Below are 20,990 nucleotides of genomic sequence, written 5' to 3'. Positions count from 1 at the left end.
CCGGCCGCGGGTCCCGCCCCGGCCCCGCAAGGTCCGCCGGCCGCGCCGCACCCGCCCGCACCTCCCGTGCCCCCGGCTCCCTCGGCGGCGCCCGCCCCGGCGGTTCCGCCCGGTGCGTGGGCCGCGAGCGGCCAGGCCACCGGACACCTCACGCTGCCGCCCCCGGCGACGGGCGGCACCGGCACCGCCACCATCGCCGTTCTGCTCATCGGCCCGGCCGGCGCCGGAAAGACCACCGTGGCCCGCCACTGGGCCACCCGCCGGCGCGTCCCGACCGCCCACATCAGCCTCGACGACGTCCGCGAATGGGTCTGCTCCGGCTTCGCCGACCCCCAGTCGGGCTGGAACGAGCACTCCGAGGCCCAGTACCGGCTCGCCCGCCGCACCTGCGGCTTCGCCGCCCGCAACTTCCTCGCCAACGGGATCTCCTGCATCCTCGACGACGCCGTCTTCCCGGACTGGCCGGTCGTCGGCCTCGGCGGCTGGAAGCGCCATGTCGGCCCCGGTCTGCTGCCCGTGGTCCTGCTGCCCGGCCTCGACGTCGTCCTGGAGCGCAACGCCGAGCGCAGCGGCAACCGGCGGCTCTCCGACGAGGAGGTCGCCGCGATCCACGGCCGCATGGCCGGCTGGTACGGCTCCGGGCTGCCGATCATCGACAACTCGACGTACGACGTGGAGACCACCGCCCGCGTCCTGGACGACGTCCTCGCCCGCGCGATTTCCGGCCAGCACCCGACGGCCTGACCCGCCCGGGGCCGTAGGGGCCGATCGCCCGCACCCCGGCCGCCACACCCGGCTCCGGCCCCGTACAGGTGCTGCGCCGGTCCCGCGCGGGGCCCGGTCGGCGGCGCCCAACAGGCCGGGGCGTCGTGCCGCTCGTACGCTCGGACCATGTCAGAGGTGTATGCGGAACGCCGGACCCGGCTGCGCGACCGCTGCGTGGCCGCGGGCAGCCCGGCCGCCCTGGTCTCCCGCCCCGCCAACGTCCGCTATCTCGCGGGCGGGTCGCCCGCCGGCTCCGTCCTGCTGATCGGCCCCGGCGAGGACGTGCTGCTCTGCCCGGCCGCGCCGGGTCCCGATCCGGCCGACGGGCGCCTCGACGAGGCCCTGTACCGCCTGCCGCCCACCGACGGCGCCGATCCGGCGGTCGTCGCCGTCGGCCTCGCCCGGACGGCCGGTGCCGACGCCCTCGCCGTCGAGGAACACCATCTGACCGTGGCCCGGCACCGGGCCATGGGCGCCGCCGCGCCCGGACTGCGCCTCGCGGATCTCTCCTCGGCGGTCGAACAGCTGCGGATCGTCAAGGACGAGGAGGAGATCGGCTCCCTGCGGATCGCCGCCGAGATCGCCGACCAGGCCCTCGGCGAACTCCTGGAGTCGATCCTGGTCGGCCGGACCGAACGGCATCTCGCCCTGGAACTGGAACGCCGGCTGGTCGACCACGGCGCCGACGGCCCCGCGTTCCCCACCTCCGTCGCCACCGGCCCGAACTCCGGTCTGGCCGGTCACAAGCCCACCGACCGCCGTGTCGAGGAAGGAGATTTTCTCTCCGTCTGCCTGGGCGCCAGCTACCACGGCTATCGTTGCGAGATCGGCCGGACTTTCGTCATCGGGACCACCCCGGCCGACTGGCAAATCGAACTGTACGAGCTCGTCTTCGCCGCTCAGCGGGCCGGCCGGCAGGCTCTCGCCCCCGGCGCCGCGTACCGGGACGTGGACCGGGCGGCCCGGCAGGTGCTCGTCGCGGCGGGCCATCAGGACGCCTCCGCGGCCCCCACCGGGCACGGGGTGGGCCTGGAAATCGACGAGGACCCGCAGCTCGCACCCGCGGCCATGGGTAAACTGGACGCTTGTGTGCCGGTCACCGTCGAACCGGGGGTCCACCTCCCGGGCCGGGGCGGAGTCCGGATCGATGACACGCTCGTCGTGCGCCAGGAGGCGGACGGCGGACCCGAGCTACTCACCATCACGACCAAGGAGCTGCTCGCGCTGTAGGCGCGGGCCACGCTTTTGGTCCACGTCAGTCCAGGAGATTCCGCAACCGTGGCTTCCACGAACGACCTCAAGAACGGCATGGTGCTCAAGCTCGAAGGCGGCCAGCTCTGGTCCGTCGTCGAGTTCCAGCACGTCAAGCCCGGCAAGGGCCCGGCCTTCGTGCGCACCAAGCTCAAGAACGTCATGTCGGGCAAGGTCGTCGACAAGACCTTCAACGCGGGCGTGAAGGTCGACACGGCCACCATCGACCGCCGCGACATGCAGTTCTCCTACATGGACGGCGACTACTTCGTCTTCATGGACGAGCAGACGTTCGACCAGCTGCACGTCGACCGCAAGTCCGTCGGCGACGCCGCCAACTTCCTCGTCGAGGGCTTCACCGCCTCGGTCGCGCAGCACGATGGCGAGGTGCTCTACGTCGAGCTGCCCGCCGCCGTCGTGCTGACGATCCAGCACACCGACCCGGGCGTCCAGGGCGACCGCTCCACCGGTGGCACCAAGCCCGCCACGCTGGAGACCGGCCACGAGATCCAGGTCCCGCTCTTCGTCACCACCGGCGAGAAGGTCAAGGTCGACACCCGCACCAGCGACTACCTCGGCCGGGTGAACAGCTAACCGTGGCTGCCCGGAGCAAGGCCCGCAAGCGGGCCTTCCAGATCGTGTTCGAGGCCGACCAGCGCGGCACCTCGGTCCATGAGGTCCTCGCGGACCAGGTCCGGCTGCACCGGTCGGACGAGCGCCAGCCGGCGGTCGGCGACTTCACCATGCAGCTGGTCGAGGGCTACGCGAACCACGTGGCCCGGATCGACGAGCTCATCGCGACCTACGCGGTGGACTGGGATCTCGACCGGATGCCGGCCACCGACCGGAACATCGTGCGCCTCGCGGCGTACGAGCTGATCTGGGAGGACGGCACGCCGGACGCCGTGGCGATCGACGAGGCGGTGCAGCTCGCCAAGGAGTTCTCCACGGACGACTCCCCGGCCTTCGTCAACGGCCTGCTCGCGCGCTTCAAGGACCTGAAGCCGCGGCTGCGCCGGGACGCGGACGCCTAGGCTCTGCCCCCGGCGTCGTACGTCCGTCAGGGCAGCCGAGAGGGGCCCGCAGCACTTTTAGGGTGCTGCGGGCCCCTTCGGCGTTCCCGGGGACGGACAGGGCGGCCCCGGGAGCTCCCTGGAGAGACCTCGTGAGTCCCAGGGAGCCATCAGGAGCCCCAAGAAGCCCCTGATGGCTCAGAAAGCCTTGGGGAGGGCTTCAGGAGCGCCCGGGGAAGTCTTCGGGGTGCCAGAGCCTCTCAGGGCCGGATCAGTGCCCAGGAAGGGGCTCGGCGCCGTCCCCGGGCAGGCCTGGCAGGCCCGGGAACACCGCAAGGCCCCGGAAAAACGAAACGCCGGACCATGGGAGTCGGATGACTCCCACGGCCCGGCGGCACGTTTCTGCGCGAGGTGGCCCCGAAAGGCCGACCGACCGTACGGGTCAGTTCTCCTCGTGGGCGACCGCGCGACGCGCTTCCGCGTCGAGGACGCCCCAGCTGATCAGCTGCTCGGTGAGGACCGAGGGGGACTGGTCGTAGATCACGGCGAGGGTGCGCAGGTCGTCCTGGCGGATCGACAGCACCTTGCCGTTGTAGTCGCCGCGCTGCGACTGGATGGTCGCGGCGTAGCGCTGGAGGGGGCCGGCCTTCTCCGCGGGGACGTGCGCGAGCCGCTCCAGGTCCAGGACCAGCTTCGGCGGCGGCTCGGCGGCCCCGCCGGGCGTGGTGCCCGGCAGCAGCTCCTGCACCGGAACCCCGTAGAAGTCGGCCAGCTCGGCCAGACGCTGCACGGTCACGGCGCGGTCGCCGCGCTCGTAGGAACCGACCACGACCGCCTTCCAGCGGCCCTGGGACTTTTCCTCCACGCCGTGGAGGGAAAGGCCCTGCTGGGTGCGGATCGCACGCAGTTTGGCCCCGAGCTGCTTTGCGTACTCGCTTGACATAACGCTCCCGGACGCTGAGACGACGGGCGGCAGTGCCGCTCGCGGCTGGTAACTCACTGTGAGGTTACGCAGCGTGACGCTCTTCCGTCAAGCCGAATGGTCCATACCGGCCCCTTCCGAGGGACGGCGCCCGGAGCGCCGCACGGGTGGTGCGAAGGGGCACTGTCCGCCCCTGGTAGAGTGAATGGCGCAAATCCGACGTCCTTTAAGGTCCGTCCCGTGAGGCGGAGAAGGAGGTCCGTTTCCCATGGACACCCAGCAGCAGTACGCCGATGCGGCGCGGCCCGTTCTCGAGGCCCCCGACATCGCACGGGTCACGACCCGTATCGCCCACGAGATCGTCGAGCGCGCCAAGGGCGCCGACGACGTGGTCCTCCTCGGCATCCCGACCCGCGGCGTCCATCTCGCCCGCCGGCTCGCCGACAAGCTCGAGACCATCACCGGCACCAAGATCCCGGTCGGCTCCCTCGACATCACCATGTACCGGGACGACCTGCGGCTGAAGCCGGCCCGCGCCATCGGCCGCACCGAGATCCCCGGCGACGGCATCGACGGCCGCCTCGTCGTCCTCGTCGACGACGTCCTCTTCTCCGGCCGCACCATCCGCGCCGCCCTCGACGCCCTCGGCGACATCGGCCGCCCCCGCGCCGTGCAGCTCGCCGTCCTCGTCGACCGGGGCCACCGCGAGCTGCCCATCCGCGCCGACTACGTCGGCAAGAACCTCCCCACGTCGCTGCGGGAGACGGTCAAGGTCCTGCTCGCCGAGGAAGACGGTCGCGACACCGTCCTGCTCGGCAGCCGCCCCGCTTCCTGACCGAAGGACCGGCCCTCCCCCCCGACGGGTCCGGGGCACAGCCCTGCGCCCGTACGCCCGCACTCTCCCCACCACGGAGTCACACCCCGATGATGCGTCACCTCATCTCGGCCGCCGACCTCACCCGCGACGACGCCGTCCTGATCCTCGACACCGCCGAGGAGATGGCCCGGGTCGCCGACCGGCCCATCAAGAAGCTTCCGACCCTGCGCGGTCGCACCGTCTGCAACCTGTTCTTCGAGGACTCCACCCGGACCCGGATCTCCTTCGAGGCCGCCGAGAAGCGGCTGTCCGCGGACGTGATCAACTTCGCCGCGAAGGGCTCCAGCGTCTCCAAGGGCGAATCCCTCAAGGACACCGCCCAGACCCTGGAGGCGATGGGCGTCGACGCCGTCGTCATCCGGCACGGCGCCTCCGGCGCCCCGTACCGCCTGGCCACCTCCGGCTGGATCGACGCCCCCGTCATCAACGCCGGCGACGGCACCCACCAGCACCCCACCCAGGCCCTGCTCGACGCCTTCACCATGCGCCGCCGCCTGGTCGGCCGCGACACCGGACTCGGCCGGGACCTCGAAGGCAAGCGGATCACCCTGGTCGGCGACGTCCTGCACAGCCGGGTCGCCCGCTCCAACGTCGACCTGCTGCACACCCTCGGCGCCGAGGTCACCCTGGTGGCCCCGCCCACCCTGCTCCCCGTCGGCGCCGAGACCTGGCCCTGCGAGATCTCCTACGACCTCGACCGGGTGCTGGCGAAGTCCGACGCGGTGATGATGCTGCGGGTGCAGCGCGAACGGATGAACGCGGCCTTCTTCCCCACCGAGCGGGAGTACTCGCGCCGCTACGGCCTCGACGGCCGGCGGATGGCGATGATGCCCGAGCACGCCATCGTCATGCACCCCGGCCCCATGGTCCGCGGCATGGAGATCACCGCCGAGGTCGCCGACTCCGACCGCTGCACGGTCGTCGAGCAGGTCGCCAACGGCGTCTCCACCCGAATGGCCGTCCTCTACCTGCTGCTCGGCGGCGCCGAGTTCGCGGCCCCGGCCGCCCCCGCCGCCCCCGCCACCCCCGCCTCCCCCCGTACCACCGAAGAGAGCTGAGACCCCCCATGAGCAAGATCCTGATCCGTGGTGCGAAGGTGCTCGGCGGCGAGGTGCGGGACGTCCTGATCGACGGCGAGATCATCGCCGAGATCGGTACGGACCTGGCGGCCGGCGGCGCCCAGGTGGTGGAGGCCGAGGGCCGGATTCTGCTGCCCGGCCTGGTCGACCTGCACACCCATCTGCGCGAGCCCGGCCGCGAGGACTCCGAGACCGTCCTCACCGGCACCCGCGCCGCCGCCTCCGGCGGCTACACGGCCGTCTTCGCCATGGCCAACACCCACCCGGTGGCCGACAGCGCGGGCGTCGTCGAGCAGGTCTACCGCCTCGGCAAGGAAGCCGGCTACTGCGACGTGCAGCCCATCGGCGCCGTCACCGTCGGCCTGGAGGGCGAGAAGCTCGCCGAGCTGGGCGCCATGCACGACTCCGCCGCCGGCGTCACGGTCTTCTCCGACGACGGCAAGTGCGTCCACGACGCCGTGATCATGCGCCGCGCCCTGGAGTACGTGAAGGCGTTCGGCGGCGTCGTCGCCCAGCACGCCCAGGAGCCCCGCCTCACCGAGGGCGCCCAGATGAACGAGGGCATCGTCTCCGCCGAGCTGGGTCTCGGCGGCTGGCCGGCCGTCGCCGAGGAGTCGATCATCGCCCGCGACGTGCTGCTCGCCGAGCACGTCGGCTCCCGCGTCCACATCTGCCACCTGTCGACCGCCGGCTCCGTCGAGATCGTCCGCTGGGCCAAGTCCCGCGGCATCGACGTCACCGCCGAGGTCACCCCGCACCACCTCCTCCTCACCGACGAGCTGGTCCGCACGTACAACCCGGTCTACAAGGTCAACCCGCCGCTGCGCACCGAGCGCGACGTCATGGCGCTGCGCGAGGCCCTGGCCGACGGCACGATCGACATCGTCGCCACCGACCACGCCCCGCACCCGCACGAGGACAAGGACTGCGAGTGGGCCGCCGCCGCCATGGGCATGGTGGGCCTGGAGACCGCCCTGTCCGTGGTCCAGCAGACGATGGTCGAGACCGGACTGCTCGACTGGGCCGGCGTCGCCGACCGGATGTCCTTCGCGCCCGCCCGCATCGGCCGGGCCGCCGGGCACGGCCGGCCCGTCTCGGTGGGTGAGCCCGCCAACCTGACTCTGATCGATCCGGCATACCGTGGTGAAGTGGACCCCGCCGACTTCGCCTCGCGCAGCCGCAACACCCCCTACGAGGGCCGTGAGCTGCCGGGACGCGTCACCCACACGTTCCTGCGGGGCCGCGCAACGCTCGTCGACGGGAAGCTGGCGTGACACACGTACTCCCGGCAGCCGCCATCCTGGCGGCCGCCGAACCGAAATCGGCCGAGGTCACCGACTGGGCCGGACGGCTCGGCTGGGTCGTCGGACTGCTGCTCTTCATCACCTTCGTCTACTGGCTGATGCGCCAGGGGTGGAAGTGGCGCGGCAGCCTCCAGTCCGACCTCCCGCCCCTGCCCGGGATCCCGGACCGGACGGCCGACCCGGTCGGCGAGGCCGGTGACGGCGGCGGTGACGGCGGCAGGGCACAGCTCACGCTGCACGGCCGCTACCACGGCTCCACCACCGCCGGACACTGGCTCGACCGCATCGTCGCCCACGGCCTGGGCCTGCGCAGCCGCGCCGAGCTGACCCTCGACGACACCGGGATCGCCGTCGTGCGCCCCGGGGCGAACGACTTCTTCATCCCGGCCGCCGCCCTGCGCGAAGCCCGCCTCGACAAGGGCATCGCCGGCAAGGTCCTCACCGAGGGCGGCCTGCTGATCGTGACCTGGGAGCACGGCGGCAAGGAGCTCGACTCCGGCTTCCGCTCCGACCGCGCGGCCGAGCACGCCGCCTGGGTCGAGGCGATCACCTCCATGAGCACGCAGAATCCGAACCACCACGCAAGCACGACGGAAGGCACCGCACGATGACGACCTCCACCCGGGGAACCGACAGGGTTCCCGCCGTACTCGTCCTGGAGGACGGCCGCATCTTCCGCGGCCGTGCCTACGGGGCCGTGGGGGAGACCTTCGGCGAGGCCGTGTTCTCCACCGGCATGACCGGTTACCAGGAGACCCTCACCGACCCGTCGTACCACCGCCAGGTCGTCGTCATGACCGCCCCGCACGTCGGCAACACCGGCGTGAACGACGAGGACCCCGAGTCCTCGCGTATCTGGGTGGCCGGCTACGTCGTCCGCGACCCCGCCCGCGTCTCCTCCAACTGGCGCGCCCAGCGCTCCCTCGACGAGGAGCTGCGCACCCAGGGCGTCGTCGGCATCCAGGGCATCGACACCCGCGCCCTCACCCGCCACCTGCGCGAGCGCGGCGCCATGCGCGTCGGCATCTTCTCCGGCAGCGCGCTGCCGGACGAGGGCACCCTGCTGGCCGAGGTCCGCCAGCAGCCCGAGATGACGGGCGCCGACCTCTCCGCCGAGGTCGCCACCAAGGAGACGTACGTCGTCCCCGCGATCGGTGAGAAGAAGTTCACCGTCGCCGCCGTCGACCTCGGCATCAAGGGCATGACCCCGCACCGGATGGCCGAGCGCGGCATCGAGGTGCACGTGCTGCCCGCCACCGCCACCGCCGAGGACGTCTACGCCGTCGCCCCCGACGGTGTCTTCTTCTCCAACGGCCCGGGCGACCCGGCCACCGCCGACGGCCCCGTCGCCGTCATGCGCGAGGTCCTGAGCCGCAAGACCCCGCTCTTCGGCATCTGCTTCGGCAACCAGATCCTCGGCCGCGCCCTCGGCTTCGGCACCTACAAGCTGAAGTACGGCCACCGGGGCATCAACCAGCCCGTCCAGGACCGCACCACCGGCAAGGTCGAGGTCACCGCGCACAACCACGGCTTCGCCGTCGACGCGCCCCTCGACAAGGTCTCCGACACCCCCTTCGGGCGCGCCGAGGTCTCCCACGTGTGCCTGAACGACAACGTCGTGGAGGGCCTCCAGCTGCTCGACCAGCCGGCCTTCTCCGTCCAGTACCACCCCGAGGCGGCCGCGGGCCCGCACGACGCCGCGTACCTCTTCGACCGCTTCGTGACCCTCATGGAGGCCGAGCGTGCCTAAGCGCACCGACATCCAGTCCGTCCTCGTCATCGGCTCCGGCCCGATCGTCATCGGACAGGCCGCCGAGTTCGACTACTCCGGCACCCAGGCCTGCCGCGTCCTCAAGTCCGAGGGCCTGCGCGTCATCCTGGTCAACTCCAACCCGGCCACGATCATGACCGACCCGGAGATCGCCGACGCCACCTACGTCGAGCCGATCACCCCCGAGTTCGTCGAGAAGATCATCGCCAAGGAGCGCCCCGACGCGCTGCTGCCCACCCTCGGCGGCCAGACCGCGCTCAACACCGCGATCTCCATGCACGAGCAGGGCGTCCTCGAGAAGTACGGCGTCGAGCTGATCGGCGCCAACGTCGAGGCCATCCACAAGGGCGAGGACCGCGACCTGTTCAAGGGCGTCGTCGAGGCCGTCAAGGCGAAGATCGGCTACGGCGAGTCCGCCCGCTCGGTCATCTGCCACACCATGGACGAGGTCCTCGCGGGCGTCGACACCCTCGGCGGCTACCCCGTCGTCGTCCGCCCCTCCTTCACCATGGGCGGCGCCGGCTCCGGCTTCGCCCACGACGAGGAGGAGCTGCGCCGCATCGCCGGCCAGGGCCTCACGCTCTCCCCGACCACCGAGGTGCTCCTGGAGGAGTCCATCCTCGGCTGGAAGGAGTACGAGCTGGAGCTGATGCGCGACAAGAACGACAACGTCGTGGTCGTCTGCTCCATCGAGAACTTCGACCCGATGGGCGTCCACACCGGCGACTCGATCACCGTCGCCCCGGCGATGACCCTGACCGACCGCGAGTACCAGCGGCTGCGCGACATCGGCATCGCGATCATCCGCGAGGTCGGCGTCGACACCGGCGGCTGCAACATCCAGTTCGCCGTGAACCCGGACGACGGCCGCATCATCGTCATCGAGATGAACCCGCGCGTCTCCCGCTCCTCGGCGCTCGCCTCCAAGGCCACCGGCTTCCCGATCGCCAAGATCGCCGCCCGGCTCGCCGTCGGCTACACGCTGGACGAGATCCCGAACGACATCACCGAGAAGACCCCGGCCTCCTTCGAGCCGACCCTCGACTACGTCGTCGTCAAGGCCCCGCGGTTCGCCTTCGAGAAGTTCCCGTCCGCCGACTCCTCGCTGACCACCACGATGAAGTCGGTCGGCGAGGCCATGGCCATCGGCCGCAACTTCACCGAGGCGCTCCAGAAGGCCCTGCGCTCCCTGGAGAAGAAGGGCAGCCAGTTCGACTTCACCGGCGAGCCCGGCGACCTCGGCGACAAGGACGAGCTGCTGCGCGAGGCGGTCCGCCCGACCGACGGCCGGATCAACACGGTCATGCGGGCCATCCGCGCGGGCGCCACGCCCGAGGAGGTCTTCGAGGCCACCCGGATCGACCCCTGGTTCGTCGACCAGCTCTTCCTGATCAAGGAGATCGCCGACGAGCTCGCCGCGGCCGAGAAGCTCGACCCCGAGCTGCTCGCCGAGGCCAAGCGGCACGGCTTCTCCGACGCCCAGATCGCCGGCATCCGCGGCCTGCGCGAGGACGTCGTCCGCGAGGTCCGGCACGCGCTGGGCGTCCGCCCGGTCTACAAGACCGTCGACACCTGCGCCGCCGAGTTCGCCGCGAAGACCCCGTACTTCTACTCGTCCTACGACGAGGAGACCGAGGTCGCGCCCCGCGAGAAGCCCGCGGTGATCATCCTGGGCTCCGGCCCGAACCGCATCGGCCAGGGCATCGAGTTCGACTACTCCTGTGTCCACGCCTCCTTCGCGCTCAGCGACGCGGGCTTCGAGACCGTGATGGTCAACTGCAACCCGGAGACCGTCTCCACCGACTACGACACCTCCGACCGGCTCTACTTCGAGCCGCTCACCCTGGAGGACGTCCTGGAGATCGTCCACGCCGAGGCCCAGGCCGGCCCGATCGCCGGTGTCGTCGTCCAGCTCGGCGGCCAGACCCCGCTCGGTCTCGCCCAGGCCCTCAAGGACAACGGCGTGCCGGTCGTCGGCACCCCGCCGGAGGCCATCCACGCCGCCGAGGACCGCGGCGCCTTCGGCCGCGTGCTCGCCGAGGCGGGCCTGCCCGCCCCCAAGCACGGCACCGCCACCACCTTCGCCGGGGCCAAGGCCATCGCCGACGAGATCGGCTACCCGGTCCTCGTCCGCCCGTCGTACGTGCTCGGCGGCCGGGGCATGGAGATCGTCTACGACGAGACCCGCCTCGAGTCGTACATCGCCGAGTCGACCGAGATCTCCCCGACCCGCCCGGTCCTCGTCGACCGCTTCCTCGACGACGCCATCGAGATCGACGTCGACGCGCTCTACGACGGCCACGAGCTCTACCTCGGCGGCGTCATGGAGCACATCGAGGAAGCCGGCATCCACTCCGGCGACTCGGCCTGCGCGCTGCCCCCGATCACCCTCGGCGGCTTCGACATCAAGCGGCTGCGCGCCTCCACCGAGGCCATCGCCAAGGGCGTCGGCGTCCGCGGTCTGATCAACATCCAGTTCGCGATGGCCGGGGACATCCTCTACGTCCTCGAAGCCAACCCGCGCGCCTCGCGCACCGTCCCCTTCACCTCGAAGGCGACCGCGGTGCCGCTCGCCAAGGCCGCCGCGCGCATCTCGCTCGGCGCCACCATCGCCGAGCTGCGCGCCGAGGGCCTGCTGCCGAAGAACGGCGACGGCGGCACCCTGCCGCTCGACGCGCCGATCTCCGTCAAGGAGGCCGTGCTGCCCTGGAGCCGCTTCCGCGACATCCACGGCCGCGGCGTCGACACCATCCTCGGCCCGGAGATGCGCTCCACCGGCGAGGTCATGGGCATCGACTCGGTCTTCGGCACGGCCTACGCCAAGTCGCAGGCCGGCGCCTACGGCCCGCTGCCCACCAAGGGCCGCGCGTTCATCTCGGTCGCCAACCGCGACAAGCGCTCGATGATCTTCCCGGCCCGCGAGCTGGTCGCCCACGGCTTCGAGCTGCTGGCCACCTCCGGCACCGCCGAGGTGCTCAAGCGCAACGGCATCAACGCCACGGTCGTGCGCAAGCAGTCCGAGGGCGAGGGCCCGGACGGCGAGAAGACCATCGTCCAGCTCATCCACGACGGCCAGGTCGACCTGATCGTCAACACCCCGTACGGCACCGGCGGCCGCCTCGACGGCTACGACATCCGTACGGCGGCGGTGGCCCGCTCCGTCCCGTGCCTGACCACGGTCCAGGCCCTCGCGGCGGCCGTCCAGGGCATCGACGCCCTCGGCCGGGGCGACGTGAGCGTCAGCTCGCTCCAGGAGCACGCGGAGAAGCTGACCGCCGCCCGCGACTAGCGGTTCGCACGACGAGGGGGACACCGGAACGACCCGCGGTGTCCCCCTCGGCATGAGCGCCCACCGTGCCCGGGCGCACTCCGCACGAGCACCCACTCCGCACGAGGGACACCCCGGACGATGTACAAACTCTTCTTCAACCTGGTCTTCAAGCGCATGGACCCGGAGCAGGCCCACCACCTGGCCTTCCGCTGGATCCGGCTCGCCGCCCGCGTCCCGGTCCTGCGCACCTTCGCCGCCGCCGTCCTCGCCCCCCGCCACCGGGCGCTGCGCACCGAGGCCCTGGGCCTGCGGATGCACGGCCCCTTCGGGCTCGCCGCCGGCTTCGACAAGAACGCCGTCGCCATCGACGGCATGAGCATGCTCGGCTTCGACCACGTCGAGATCGGCACGGTGACGGGCGAGGCCCAGCCCGGCAACCCCAAGAAGCGGCTCTTCCGGCTGGTCCCGGACCGCGCCCTGATCAACCGCATGGGCTTCAACAACGAGGGCTCCGCCGCCGTCGCCGCCCGCCTGGCCGCCCGCGAGCCCGTCTTCAAGACGGTCGTCGGCGTCAACATCGGCAAGACCAAGGTCGTGCCCGAGGCCGACGCCGCCGCCGACTACGTGAAGTCCACCGAGCGGCTCGCCCGGCACGCCGACTACCTGGTCGTCAACGTCTCCTCGCCGAACACCCCCGGCCTGCGCAACCTCCAGGCCACCGAGTCGCTGCGCCCGCTGCTCACCGCCGTGCGCGAGGCCGCCGACCGCTCGGTCGCCGGCCGCCGCGTGCCGCTCCTGGTGAAGATCGCCCCCGACCTCGCCGACGAGGACGTGGACGCGGTCGCCGACCTCGCCCTGGAGCTGGGCCTGGACGGCATCATCGCCACCAACACCACGATCGCCCGCGACGGCCTCGGCCTGAAGTCCGACCCCGCCCTGGTCCGGGAGACCGGCGGACTGTCCGGCGCGCCCGTCAAGCAGCGCTCCCTGGAGGTGCTGCGCCGCCTCTACGCGCGCGTGGGCGACCGGATCGTCCTGGTCGGCGTCGGCGGCATCGAGAACGCCGAGGACGCCTGGCAGCGGATCCTCGCCGGCGCCACCCTGATCCAGGGCTACAGCGCCTTCATCTACGAGGGGCCGTTCTACGCCCGCGCGATCCACCGGGGGCTCGCCGCCCGGCTCGCCGCCTCCCCGTACGCCACCCTCGCCGAGGCCGTCGGCGCCGACACCCGAGCCCGAGAGGCCGCGAAGTGACGAACGAAGCGAAGAACGCACCGATGGACGCCCCGACGGACGCCGCCCCGACGGACGCCGCGCCGGAGCCCTTCGGCGCCCGGCTGCGCCGTGCCATGGACGAGCGCGGTCCGCTGTGCGTCGGCATCGACCCGCACGCCGCCCTCCTGGAGTCCTGGGGCCTGGCCGACGACATCGCGGGCCTGGAGCGCTTCACGTACACGGTCGTCGAGGCGCTGGCCGGCACGGTCGCCGTCTTCAAGCCGCAGGCCGCCTTCTTCGAGCGCTTCGGCTCGCGCGGCGTCGCCGTCCTGGAGCGCGCCACCGCCGATCTGCGGGCGGCGGGCGGCCTGGTCGTCATGGACGCCAAGCGCGGCGACATCGGCTCCACCATGGCCGCCTACGCGGAGGCATTCCTGCGCCCCGGCGCGCCGCTCTTCTCCGACGCGCTGACCGTCTCCCCGTACCTGGGCTACGGCTCGCTGAAGCCGGCCGTCGACCTGGCCCGCGCCTCCGGCGCCGGACTGTTCGTGCTTGCCCTCACCTCCAACCCGGAGGGCGCCGAGGTGCAGCGCGCCGTGCGCGCCGACGACCCGGAGCGGCGGACCATCGGCGCGACGATGCTGGCGCACCTGGCCGAGGAGAACGCGGGGGAGACCCCGATGGGCTCCTTCGGCGCGGTCGTGGGCGCGACGCTCGGCGATCTGTCCGCCTTCGACCTCGGGATCAACGGGCCGCTGCTGGCCCCCGGCATCGGCGCCCAGGGCGCGACCCCGGCCGATCTGCCGAAGGTCTTTGGCGCGGCGGTGGGCAACGTCGTCCCGAACGTCAGCCGGGGCGTCCTCAAGGCCGGTCCGGACGCGGGAGCGCTGCGCGACGCCGCGGAACGTTACGCGAACGAGATCCGCGCGGCCGTCGGCGGCTGATCCGCCCGGTCGGCCGTTTTTGGTCCTCTTGCGCCAATCCGCAGGTGGGGCGGTGTGTCCTCGGCCGTCCCGACCTTTGACAAAGGTTGCCCCAAAACTGGGGTGATATGCCCGGAAAGTCCTGGTCGGTCGATGCTGACCAGGACTTTTCGTCTGTTCTCGCTGACTGGAGCGGCCTCGGCCGCTAGTCTCCGGGGCAGAGTCGGCGATCGGCACTCCCCGTGTCGTTCGCTGCTCCACTGGTGTGGGGCACCCTGCTTCTCACCGGTCCGTATCCGACAGTTCGACATCCGAGGTGACGTAGGCGTGGCTCTTCCGCCCCTTACCCCTGAACAGCGCGCAGCCGCGCTCGAAAAGGCCGCCGCGGCTCGCCGGGAGCGGGCCGAGGTCAAGAATCGACTCAAGCACTCCGGCGCCTCCCTGCACGAGGTCATCAAGCAGGGCCGGGAGAACGACGTCATCGGCAAGATGAAGGTCTCCGCGCTGCTCGAGTCGCTGCCGGGCGTGGGCAAGGTCCGCGCCAAGCAGATCATGGAGCGTCTCGGCATCTCCGAGAGCCGCCGTGTCCGCGGTCTCGGCTCCAACCAGATCGCCTCCCTGGAGCGCGAGTTCGGCAGCACCGGAGCCTGACCTTTCGGTCATATCCGACATATGGGCTCCACCCCGGCGCAAGTGGGGGTGAAGCCCTGGAATAATCGCTGCATGGCAGCAGAAGTACGTCCGCGGCTGACCGTGCTCTCCGGGCCCTCTGGGGTAGGGAAGAGCACGGTCGTCGCGCATATGCGCAAGGTCCACCCCGAGGTCTGGCTCTCGGTGTCGGCCACGACACGGAAGCCCCGGCCCGGCGAGCAGCACGGTGTCCAGTACTTCTTCGTCACGGACGACGAGTTCGACAAGCTGATCGCCAACGGCGAGCTGCTGGAGTGGGCCGAGTTCGCGGGCAACCGCTACGGCACCCCGCGCCGCGCGGTCCTCGACCGGCTGGAGGGCGGCGAGCCGGTACTCCTGGAGATCGACCTCCAGGGCGCCCGGCAGGTCAAGGAGTCCATGGCCGACGCCCAGCTGGTCTTCCTGGCCCCGCCGGACTGGGACGAGCTGGTCCGCCGGCTCACCGGCCGCGGCACCGAGTCGCCCGAGGTGATCGAGCGCCGGCTGGCGGCGGCCAAGATCGAACTGGCCGCCGAGGCGGAGTTCGACACCACGCTCGTCAACACCTCGGTCGAGGACGTCGCGCGTGAGCTGCTAACGTTGATGAACGTTGTCTGATCTTTTGTCCGTCATCGGATTTCCATCCGACACCGGATATCGATACCCCATCTTCGGAAGGTAGAGCGTGTCCTCTTCCATCACCGCGCCCGAGGGCATCATCAACCCGCCGATCGACGAGCTGCTCGAGGCGACGGACTCCAAGTACAGCCTCGTGATCTACGCCGCCAAGCGCGCGCGTCAGATCAACGCGTACTACTCGCAGCTCGGCGAGGGTCTGCTCGAGTACGTCGGTCCGCTCGTCGACACCCACGTCCACGAGAAGCCGCTCTCGATCGCCCTGCGCGAGATCAACGCGGGTCTGCTGACCTCCGAGGCCATCGAGGGCCCGGCTCAGTAGAGCGGCGTTACACGGAAAACCAGAGAAATCTGTCACCACAGGCCCGGCGGAACAACCGCCGGGCCTGTGGTGTCTCATGAAGACGTACGTACGCGTCCGCGTACGCATCCGAGTGCGGGGAGTGGCACATCGTGGCAAAGCCGAAGGTGGTCCTGGGCGTGAGCGGCGGCATCGCCGCCTACAAGGCGTGCGAACTGCTGCGCCGCCTCACCGAGTCCGGACACGACGTCCGGGTCGTACCGACCGATTCCGCTCTGCACTTCGTGGGCGCCGCCACCTGGTCCGCGCTCTCCGGCCACCCCGTCTCCACCGAGGTCTGGGAGTCCGTCCACGAGGTCCCGCACGTCCGCATCGGCCAGGAGGCGGATCTCGTCGTGGTCGCCCCCGCCACCGCCGACCTGCTGGCCAAGGCGGCCCACGGGCTCGCCGGCGACCTGCTCACCAACACCCTGCTCACCGCCCGCTGTCCGGTCGTCTTCGCCCCGGCCATGCACACCGAGATGTGGGAGCACCCGGCCACCCAGGAGAACGTGGCCACCCTGCGCCGCCGCGGCGCCGTCGTCATCGAGCCCGCCGTCGGCCGGCTGACCGGCGTCGACACCGGCAAGGGCCGGCTGCCCGACCCCACCGAGATCTTCGAGGTCTGCCGACGGGTGCTCGCGCGCGGGGTCACCGCTCCCGACCTGGCCGGCCGCCATGTCGTGGTCAGCGCCGGCGGCACCCGCGAGCCCCTGGACCCGGTCCGCTACCTGGGCAACCGTTCCTCCGGCAAGCAGGGCTACGCCCTCGCCAGGGCCGCCGCCGCCCGGGGCGCCCGGGTCACCCTGATCGAGGCCGACACCGGACTGCCCGACCCGGCGGGCGTGGACATCGTCCGCGTCGGCACCGCCGTCCAGCTGCGCGAGGCCGTGGTCAAGGCCGCCGCCGACGCCGACGCGGTGGTGATGGCCGCGGCCGTGGCCGACTTCCGCCCGGCCGCGTACGCCACCGGCAAGATCAAGAAGACCGACGACGGCGGCGCGCCCACCGTCGAGCTGGTCCGCAACCCCGACATCCTCGCGGAGATCTCCGCCGAGCGCGCCCTGCCGGGCCAGGTCGTCGTGGGCTTCGCCGCCGAGACGGACGACGTGCTCGCCAACGGGCGCGTCAAGCTCCGGCGCAAGGGCTGCGATCTGCTCGTCGTCAACGAGGTGGGGGAGCGCAAGACCTTCGGCTCGGAGGAGAACGAGGCCGTGGTCCTCGCCGCCGACGGCACCGAGACCCCCGTGCCGTACGGACCGAAGGAAGCCCTCGCGGAGACGGTCTGGGACCTTGTGGTGCCGCGTCTGCGTGGTGCGTCCGGGTGAATTCCGTCCGAGGGGTGAGACGAAAAGCGCCACCTCACCCCTCGGGGCTCCTCGGAACAAAAGTCAACAAACCTGGACAAAAGTTGAGGTTTCCGGACTGAAAACCGGATGGATCACCGGTGAATACCGCATAGATCACGCCGAGGCGCGTCCCAGACCTGGCCACTTGGCGGAGCCTGCCCGATAGACTGTTCTCGGAACGTCGCGGGGCGCAGCCCCCTGCCGGTCCGCGAATCGAGTAGCCAGCAGCCGCTGCAACCCCAGGGAGCGTTGTGTCCCGTCGTCTGTTCACCTCGGAGTCCGTGACCGAGGGTCACCCCGACAAGATCGCTGACCAGATCAGCGACACCATTCTCGACGCGCTGCTCAAGGAGGACCCCACCTCCCGTGTCGCCGTCGAGACGCTGATCACCACCGGCCTGGTGCACGTCGCCGGCGAGGTCACCACGAAGGCATGGGCGGACATCCCCACCCTCGTGCGCGGCAAGATCCTCGAGATCGGGTACGACTCCTCGAAGAAGGGCTTCGACGGCGCTTCCTGCGGCGTCTCGGTCTCCATCGGCTCGCAGTCCGCGGACATCGCGCAGGGCGTCGACACCGCCTACGAGTCCCGCGTCGAGGGTGACGAGGACGAGCTCGACAAGCAGGGCGCCGGCGACCAGGGCCTGATGTTCGGCTACGCGTCGGACGAGACCCCCGAGCTGATGCCGCTCCCGATCCACCTCGCGCACCGCCTGTCGCGCCGCCTGACCGAGGTCCGCAAGAACGGCACCATCCCGTACCTGCGCCCCGACGGCAAGACCCAGGTCACCATCGAGTACGACGGCGACAAGGCCGTCCGTCTCGACACGGTCGTCGTCTCCTCGCAGCACGCCTCCGACATCGACCTCGAGTCGCTGCTCGCGCCCGACATCCGCGAGTTCGTCGTCGAGCACGTGCTGAAGCAGCTCGTCGAGGACGGCATCAAGCTCGACACCGACGGCTACCGCCTGCTGGTCAACCCGACCGGCCGCTTCGAGATCGGCGGCCCGATGGGCGACGCCGGCCTCACCGGCCGCAAGATCATCATCGACACCTACGGCGGCATGGCCCGTCACGGTGGCGGCGCCTTCTCCGGCAAGGACCCGTCGAAGGTCGACCGCTCGGCCGCCTACGCCATGCGCTGGGTCGCCAAGAACGTCGTCGCCGCGGGCCTCGCCTCGCGCTGCGAGGTCCAGGTCGCGTACGCGATCGGCAAGGCCGAGCCGGTGGGTCTGTTCGTCGAGACCTTCGGCACGAACACCATCGAGACCGAGAAGATCGAGCACGCCATCGGCGAGGTCTTCGACCTCCGCCCGGCCGCGATCATCCGCGACCTCGACCTGCTCCGCCCGATCTACGCCCAGACCGCCGCCTACGGCCACTTCGGCCGCGAGCTGCCGGACTTCACCTGGGAGCGCACGGACCGCGTGGACGCCCTGAAGCAGGCCGCCGGCCTGTAAGGCACCAGCACCCCCGCGAGGGCCCCGGACCGCATGACGGTCCGGGGCCCTCGCGCGTGCGTGCCCGGATGGAGATCGGCGCGTATGCCCTGGTGGAGGCGGAAGGGAGGCCCCCGAGAGGGGAGCGAGAGGGCTGTGCGGCTGGATGGTGATCGTCACCATCCAGAGCCCACCATCCAGAGCCCACCATGCGGAGTCCTGAGAACACATGAGAAGAGCGCAGGGCAAGTTACGACGGTTCCTGACGGCCGCCACGGCCGTGTTCGGTATCGCGCTGTCCGGTGTCGCCACGCAGCCGGCCGCCGCCGCGGGGCCGTCCGCCAAGGCGGCGGAGCAGCCCCGACCATGCGCCTCCGGGGGCTGTGACGGCGCCGACCCGAACGCCGTGACCTCCTGGGGGACGGCCCCCAAGATCCTCGACCAGTTCACCCTGGACAGCGGCGCGAGCCTGAAGCTCTACCGGGGCAAGCCGAGCTGGGACAGCTCCACCACCTACGCCTGGGCGGAGGTGGTCCTGCCGGCGAAGCCGGGCGTCAAGGCGTGGCTGTTCGACATGGTCGACAACGGCATGAGCGTGGAACCCGACCTGAACGACCACCCGGCGGCGTTCCGCACGGTCTCGGGCACCACGGGCATGTTCGACGGGGGCGACTTCGTCCGGGCCTGTGTCGACGACGGCGTCCAGCAGGGCTGCACCGGCGGCTACGGCGTCGCCACCACCAGCAACAGCCGGGTGATCGCCCCGGTTCCCCCGTGCGGGGACCACTGCCACGAAGTCGACCCGGACATCATCACCGCGTGGTCGACCGGTCCGGTGCGCGACCCGGCCAAGAAGGTCCAGCTGGCCAGTGGCGCCTGGGCCCAGATCGTCACCGGGCAGGGCGCCTACGGCATGTACTCCTACGGCTCGTATCCCTACCGGTACACCTGGGCCGAGAGCGGCCTGCCCACCCCCGGCTCCCGCATGTGGCTGGAGCAGTACCGGGGCATGGGCCGCTGGGGCAACGTATGGGGCCCGTTCGGCGGGGACGGCGGCCGCCGCACCACCTCCGGCCGTACCTCCGCCTTCGCGACCGCCGCCGAGGTGCGGGCCTGCGTCACCGACGGCACCGAGACACACTGCACCAGCGACGACGGCACCGCGGGCGTCGTGCCCACCCAGGCGCCCTGCGCCCAGGTGCCGTGCGAGGGCGTCGACCCCTCCACCGTCGGCGCCTGGCTGGAGGGCCACGAGCCGGACGAGGTCGCCGTGGTCTCGGCCTACCAGGGCGGCAAGGTCGCCGTCTACGCGGGCAGGCCCGCCTGGGACCCCGAGCACGAGTACCGCTGGGCCGAGGCCCAGCTGCCGCCGAACAGCACCAAGGCGCGCGCCTGGCTGGAGTACCAGGACCAGGCGGGAACCGAGGAACGCGACACATTCACCCCGCTCGGCCACCCCGCGGCCTCCCGCGCCACCACCGGCCGCACCGGGATGTTCGTCCAGAACGGGGACAGCAGGCGGCGGATCCGGGCCTGCTTCGACGACGGCAAGCAGTGGGGCTGCGAAGGCGGCTTCCGGCCGAGCAACATCCAGCGTCCCGACGGCCCCTGCGCCGAGCCCTGCACCGGGCTCGACCCGGCCACGGTCACCAGCTGGTGGTCCGGTCCCACCGAGGGCCGGCGCGTCACCCTGAGCGGCGGCGTCTCGGTCGCCCTGAAGACCGGTGATCCGCGCTGGTCCCGTACCGGTGTCTACGCCTGGGCCGACGGGACCGTGCCCGCCGGCGCCGGGGCGCGGATCTGGATCGAGGACAAGGGCACCGACGGCGTCTACCGCACGATCGCCGAGCGCACCACCAGCGGAGCCACCGGCATGGCCGGCAAGCCGAGTCCCTCGGTCCGTGCCTGTGCGACCGACGGCACCGCCACGGTCTGCACCGACCCGGGCAACTGAGCGGGGCAACTGAGCCGGGCAGCCGAGCCGGGCAGCCGACCCGGGCAGCCGAGCCGGCGGTCGTCCGTCCGATGTTCGTCCGTCCGGCGGCCGTCCGTCCGGTGGTCGCGGGCCGTTCACCGGCCGGCTTCTCGCCGGGCTCCCTGGAGTTGTGGCACGACTGCTCGACGCTCGGCGACAACGGTGGCGCCCCGGTCGTCGACCTCGCCGAC

19 protein-coding genes are annotated in these 20,990 nt (G+C 71.5%); 18 read left to right on the top strand and 1 reads right to left on the bottom strand.

Going from position 1 to position 20,990, the window contains the following annotated elements:
• The first annotated feature begins 66 nt into the window (after window positions 1-66).
• From ABZ990_RS29720 to nusB, 4 genes are all read left to right on the top strand, one after another.
• A complete protein-coding gene (locus ABZ990_RS29720; RefSeq protein WP_361238219.1) occupies window positions 67-744 on the top strand; it encodes an AAA family ATPase in 678 nt (225 codons plus the stop codon).
• 147 nt (window positions 745-891) lie between these two features.
• Window positions 892-1,995, top strand: a complete 1,104-nt coding sequence (locus ABZ990_RS29715) for an aminopeptidase P family protein (RefSeq protein ID WP_361238217.1) — start codon at window positions 892-894, stop codon at window positions 1,993-1,995.
• Window positions 1,996-2,043: 48 nt separating this feature from the next.
• The gene (gene efp, locus ABZ990_RS29710; RefSeq protein ID WP_361238214.1) at window positions 2,044-2,610 is read left to right on the top strand and encodes an elongation factor P; all 567 of its coding nucleotides are present in this window, start codon (window positions 2,044-2,046) and stop codon (window positions 2,608-2,610) included.
• 2 nt (window positions 2,611-2,612) lie between these two features.
• A complete protein-coding gene (gene nusB / locus ABZ990_RS29705; RefSeq protein WP_361238213.1) occupies window positions 2,613-3,050 on the top strand; it encodes a transcription antitermination factor NusB in 438 nt (145 codons plus the stop codon).
• Window positions 3,051-3,471: 421 nt separating this feature from the next.
• Here the strand turns inward: nusB and bldD are convergent, their stop codons facing one another.
• Window positions 3,472-3,972, bottom strand: a complete 501-nt coding sequence (gene bldD, locus ABZ990_RS29700; protein WP_359875339.1) for a transcriptional regulator BldD — start codon at window positions 3,970-3,972, stop codon at window positions 3,472-3,474.
• A 247-nt stretch (window positions 3,973-4,219) separates the two neighbouring features.
• On the opposite strand from bldD, the gene pyrR reads away from it, so the two are divergent.
• The 14 genes from pyrR (at window position 4,220) to ABZ990_RS29630 (ending at window position 20,778) form a co-directional block, all read left to right on the top strand.
• The gene (gene pyrR, locus ABZ990_RS29695; RefSeq protein ID WP_361238210.1) at window positions 4,220-4,786 is read left to right on the top strand and encodes a bifunctional pyr operon transcriptional regulator/uracil phosphoribosyltransferase PyrR; all 567 of its coding nucleotides are present in this window, start codon (window positions 4,220-4,222) and stop codon (window positions 4,784-4,786) included.
• 89 nt (window positions 4,787-4,875) lie between these two features.
• Window positions 4,876-5,886 (top strand): aspartate carbamoyltransferase catalytic subunit, encoded by a 1,011-nt coding sequence (locus ABZ990_RS29690; RefSeq protein WP_361238207.1) that lies wholly within the window; start codon window positions 4,876-4,878, stop codon window positions 5,884-5,886.
• A gap of 8 nt (window positions 5,887-5,894) precedes the next feature.
• Window positions 5,895-7,181, top strand: coding sequence for a dihydroorotase (locus ABZ990_RS29685; protein ID WP_361238204.1), 1,287 nt, complete (start codon window positions 5,895-5,897; stop codon window positions 7,179-7,181).
• The gene (locus tag ABZ990_RS29680) at window positions 7,178-7,822 is read left to right on the top strand and encodes a hypothetical protein (RefSeq protein ID WP_361238202.1); all 645 of its coding nucleotides are present in this window, start codon (window positions 7,178-7,180) and stop codon (window positions 7,820-7,822) included. The genes ABZ990_RS29685 and ABZ990_RS29680 overlap by 4 nt, the downstream gene beginning before the upstream one ends.
• On the top strand, window positions 7,819-8,961 hold the full coding sequence (gene carA, locus ABZ990_RS29675) for a glutamine-hydrolyzing carbamoyl-phosphate synthase small subunit (protein WP_361238199.1): 1,143 nt from the start codon (window positions 7,819-7,821) through the stop codon (window positions 8,959-8,961). The genes ABZ990_RS29680 and carA overlap by 4 nt, the downstream gene beginning before the upstream one ends.
• Entirely contained in the window at window positions 8,954-12,271 is a 3,318-nt protein-coding gene (carB, locus tag ABZ990_RS29670; RefSeq protein WP_361238196.1) for a carbamoyl-phosphate synthase large subunit, read from the top strand. The genes carA and carB overlap by 8 nt, the downstream gene beginning before the upstream one ends.
• A gap of 120 nt (window positions 12,272-12,391) precedes the next feature.
• The gene (locus ABZ990_RS29665) at window positions 12,392-13,507 is read left to right on the top strand and encodes a quinone-dependent dihydroorotate dehydrogenase (protein WP_361238192.1); all 1,116 of its coding nucleotides are present in this window, start codon (window positions 12,392-12,394) and stop codon (window positions 13,505-13,507) included.
• A gap of 23 nt (window positions 13,508-13,530) precedes the next feature.
• Window positions 13,531-14,412, top strand: a complete 882-nt coding sequence (gene pyrF / locus ABZ990_RS29660) for an orotidine-5'-phosphate decarboxylase (RefSeq protein WP_361238189.1) — start codon at window positions 13,531-13,533, stop codon at window positions 14,410-14,412.
• Between the two features lie 306 nt (window positions 14,413-14,718).
• Window positions 14,719-15,042 (top strand): integration host factor, encoded by a 324-nt coding sequence (locus ABZ990_RS29655; RefSeq protein WP_359875331.1) that lies wholly within the window; start codon window positions 14,719-14,721, stop codon window positions 15,040-15,042.
• A 72-nt stretch (window positions 15,043-15,114) separates the two neighbouring features.
• On the top strand, window positions 15,115-15,678 hold the full coding sequence (gene gmk, locus ABZ990_RS29650) for a guanylate kinase (protein ID WP_361238185.1): 564 nt from the start codon (window positions 15,115-15,117) through the stop codon (window positions 15,676-15,678).
• A 67-nt stretch (window positions 15,679-15,745) separates the two neighbouring features.
• Complete coding sequence (rpoZ, locus tag ABZ990_RS29645) at window positions 15,746-16,018, top strand: DNA-directed RNA polymerase subunit omega (RefSeq protein ID WP_005319902.1); 273 nt, start codon at window positions 15,746-15,748, stop codon at window positions 16,016-16,018.
• 131 nt (window positions 16,019-16,149) lie between these two features.
• A complete protein-coding gene (gene coaBC / locus ABZ990_RS29640; RefSeq protein WP_361238181.1) occupies window positions 16,150-17,364 on the top strand; it encodes a bifunctional phosphopantothenoylcysteine decarboxylase/phosphopantothenate--cysteine ligase CoaBC in 1,215 nt (404 codons plus the stop codon).
• Between the two features lie 272 nt (window positions 17,365-17,636).
• Window positions 17,637-18,845 (top strand): methionine adenosyltransferase, encoded by a 1,209-nt coding sequence (gene metK / locus ABZ990_RS29635; RefSeq protein WP_361238178.1) that lies wholly within the window; start codon window positions 17,637-17,639, stop codon window positions 18,843-18,845.
• A 208-nt stretch (window positions 18,846-19,053) separates the two neighbouring features.
• Window positions 19,054-20,778 carry a hypothetical protein gene (locus ABZ990_RS29630; RefSeq protein WP_361238175.1) on the top strand — a complete coding sequence of 575 codons (1,725 nt, stop codon included), beginning with the start codon at window positions 19,054-19,056 and terminating at the stop codon, window positions 20,776-20,778.
• Window positions 20,779-20,990 lie beyond the last annotated feature (212 nt).

The sequence above is a fragment of the Streptomyces sp. NPDC046203 genome (assembly GCF_040646255.1).
Classification (GTDB): Bacteria; Actinomycetota; Actinomycetes; order Streptomycetales; family Streptomycetaceae; genus Streptomyces.
The sequence above is the reverse complement of the archived record's forward strand: the minus strand, read 5'-3'. Positions and strand labels throughout refer to the sequence as shown.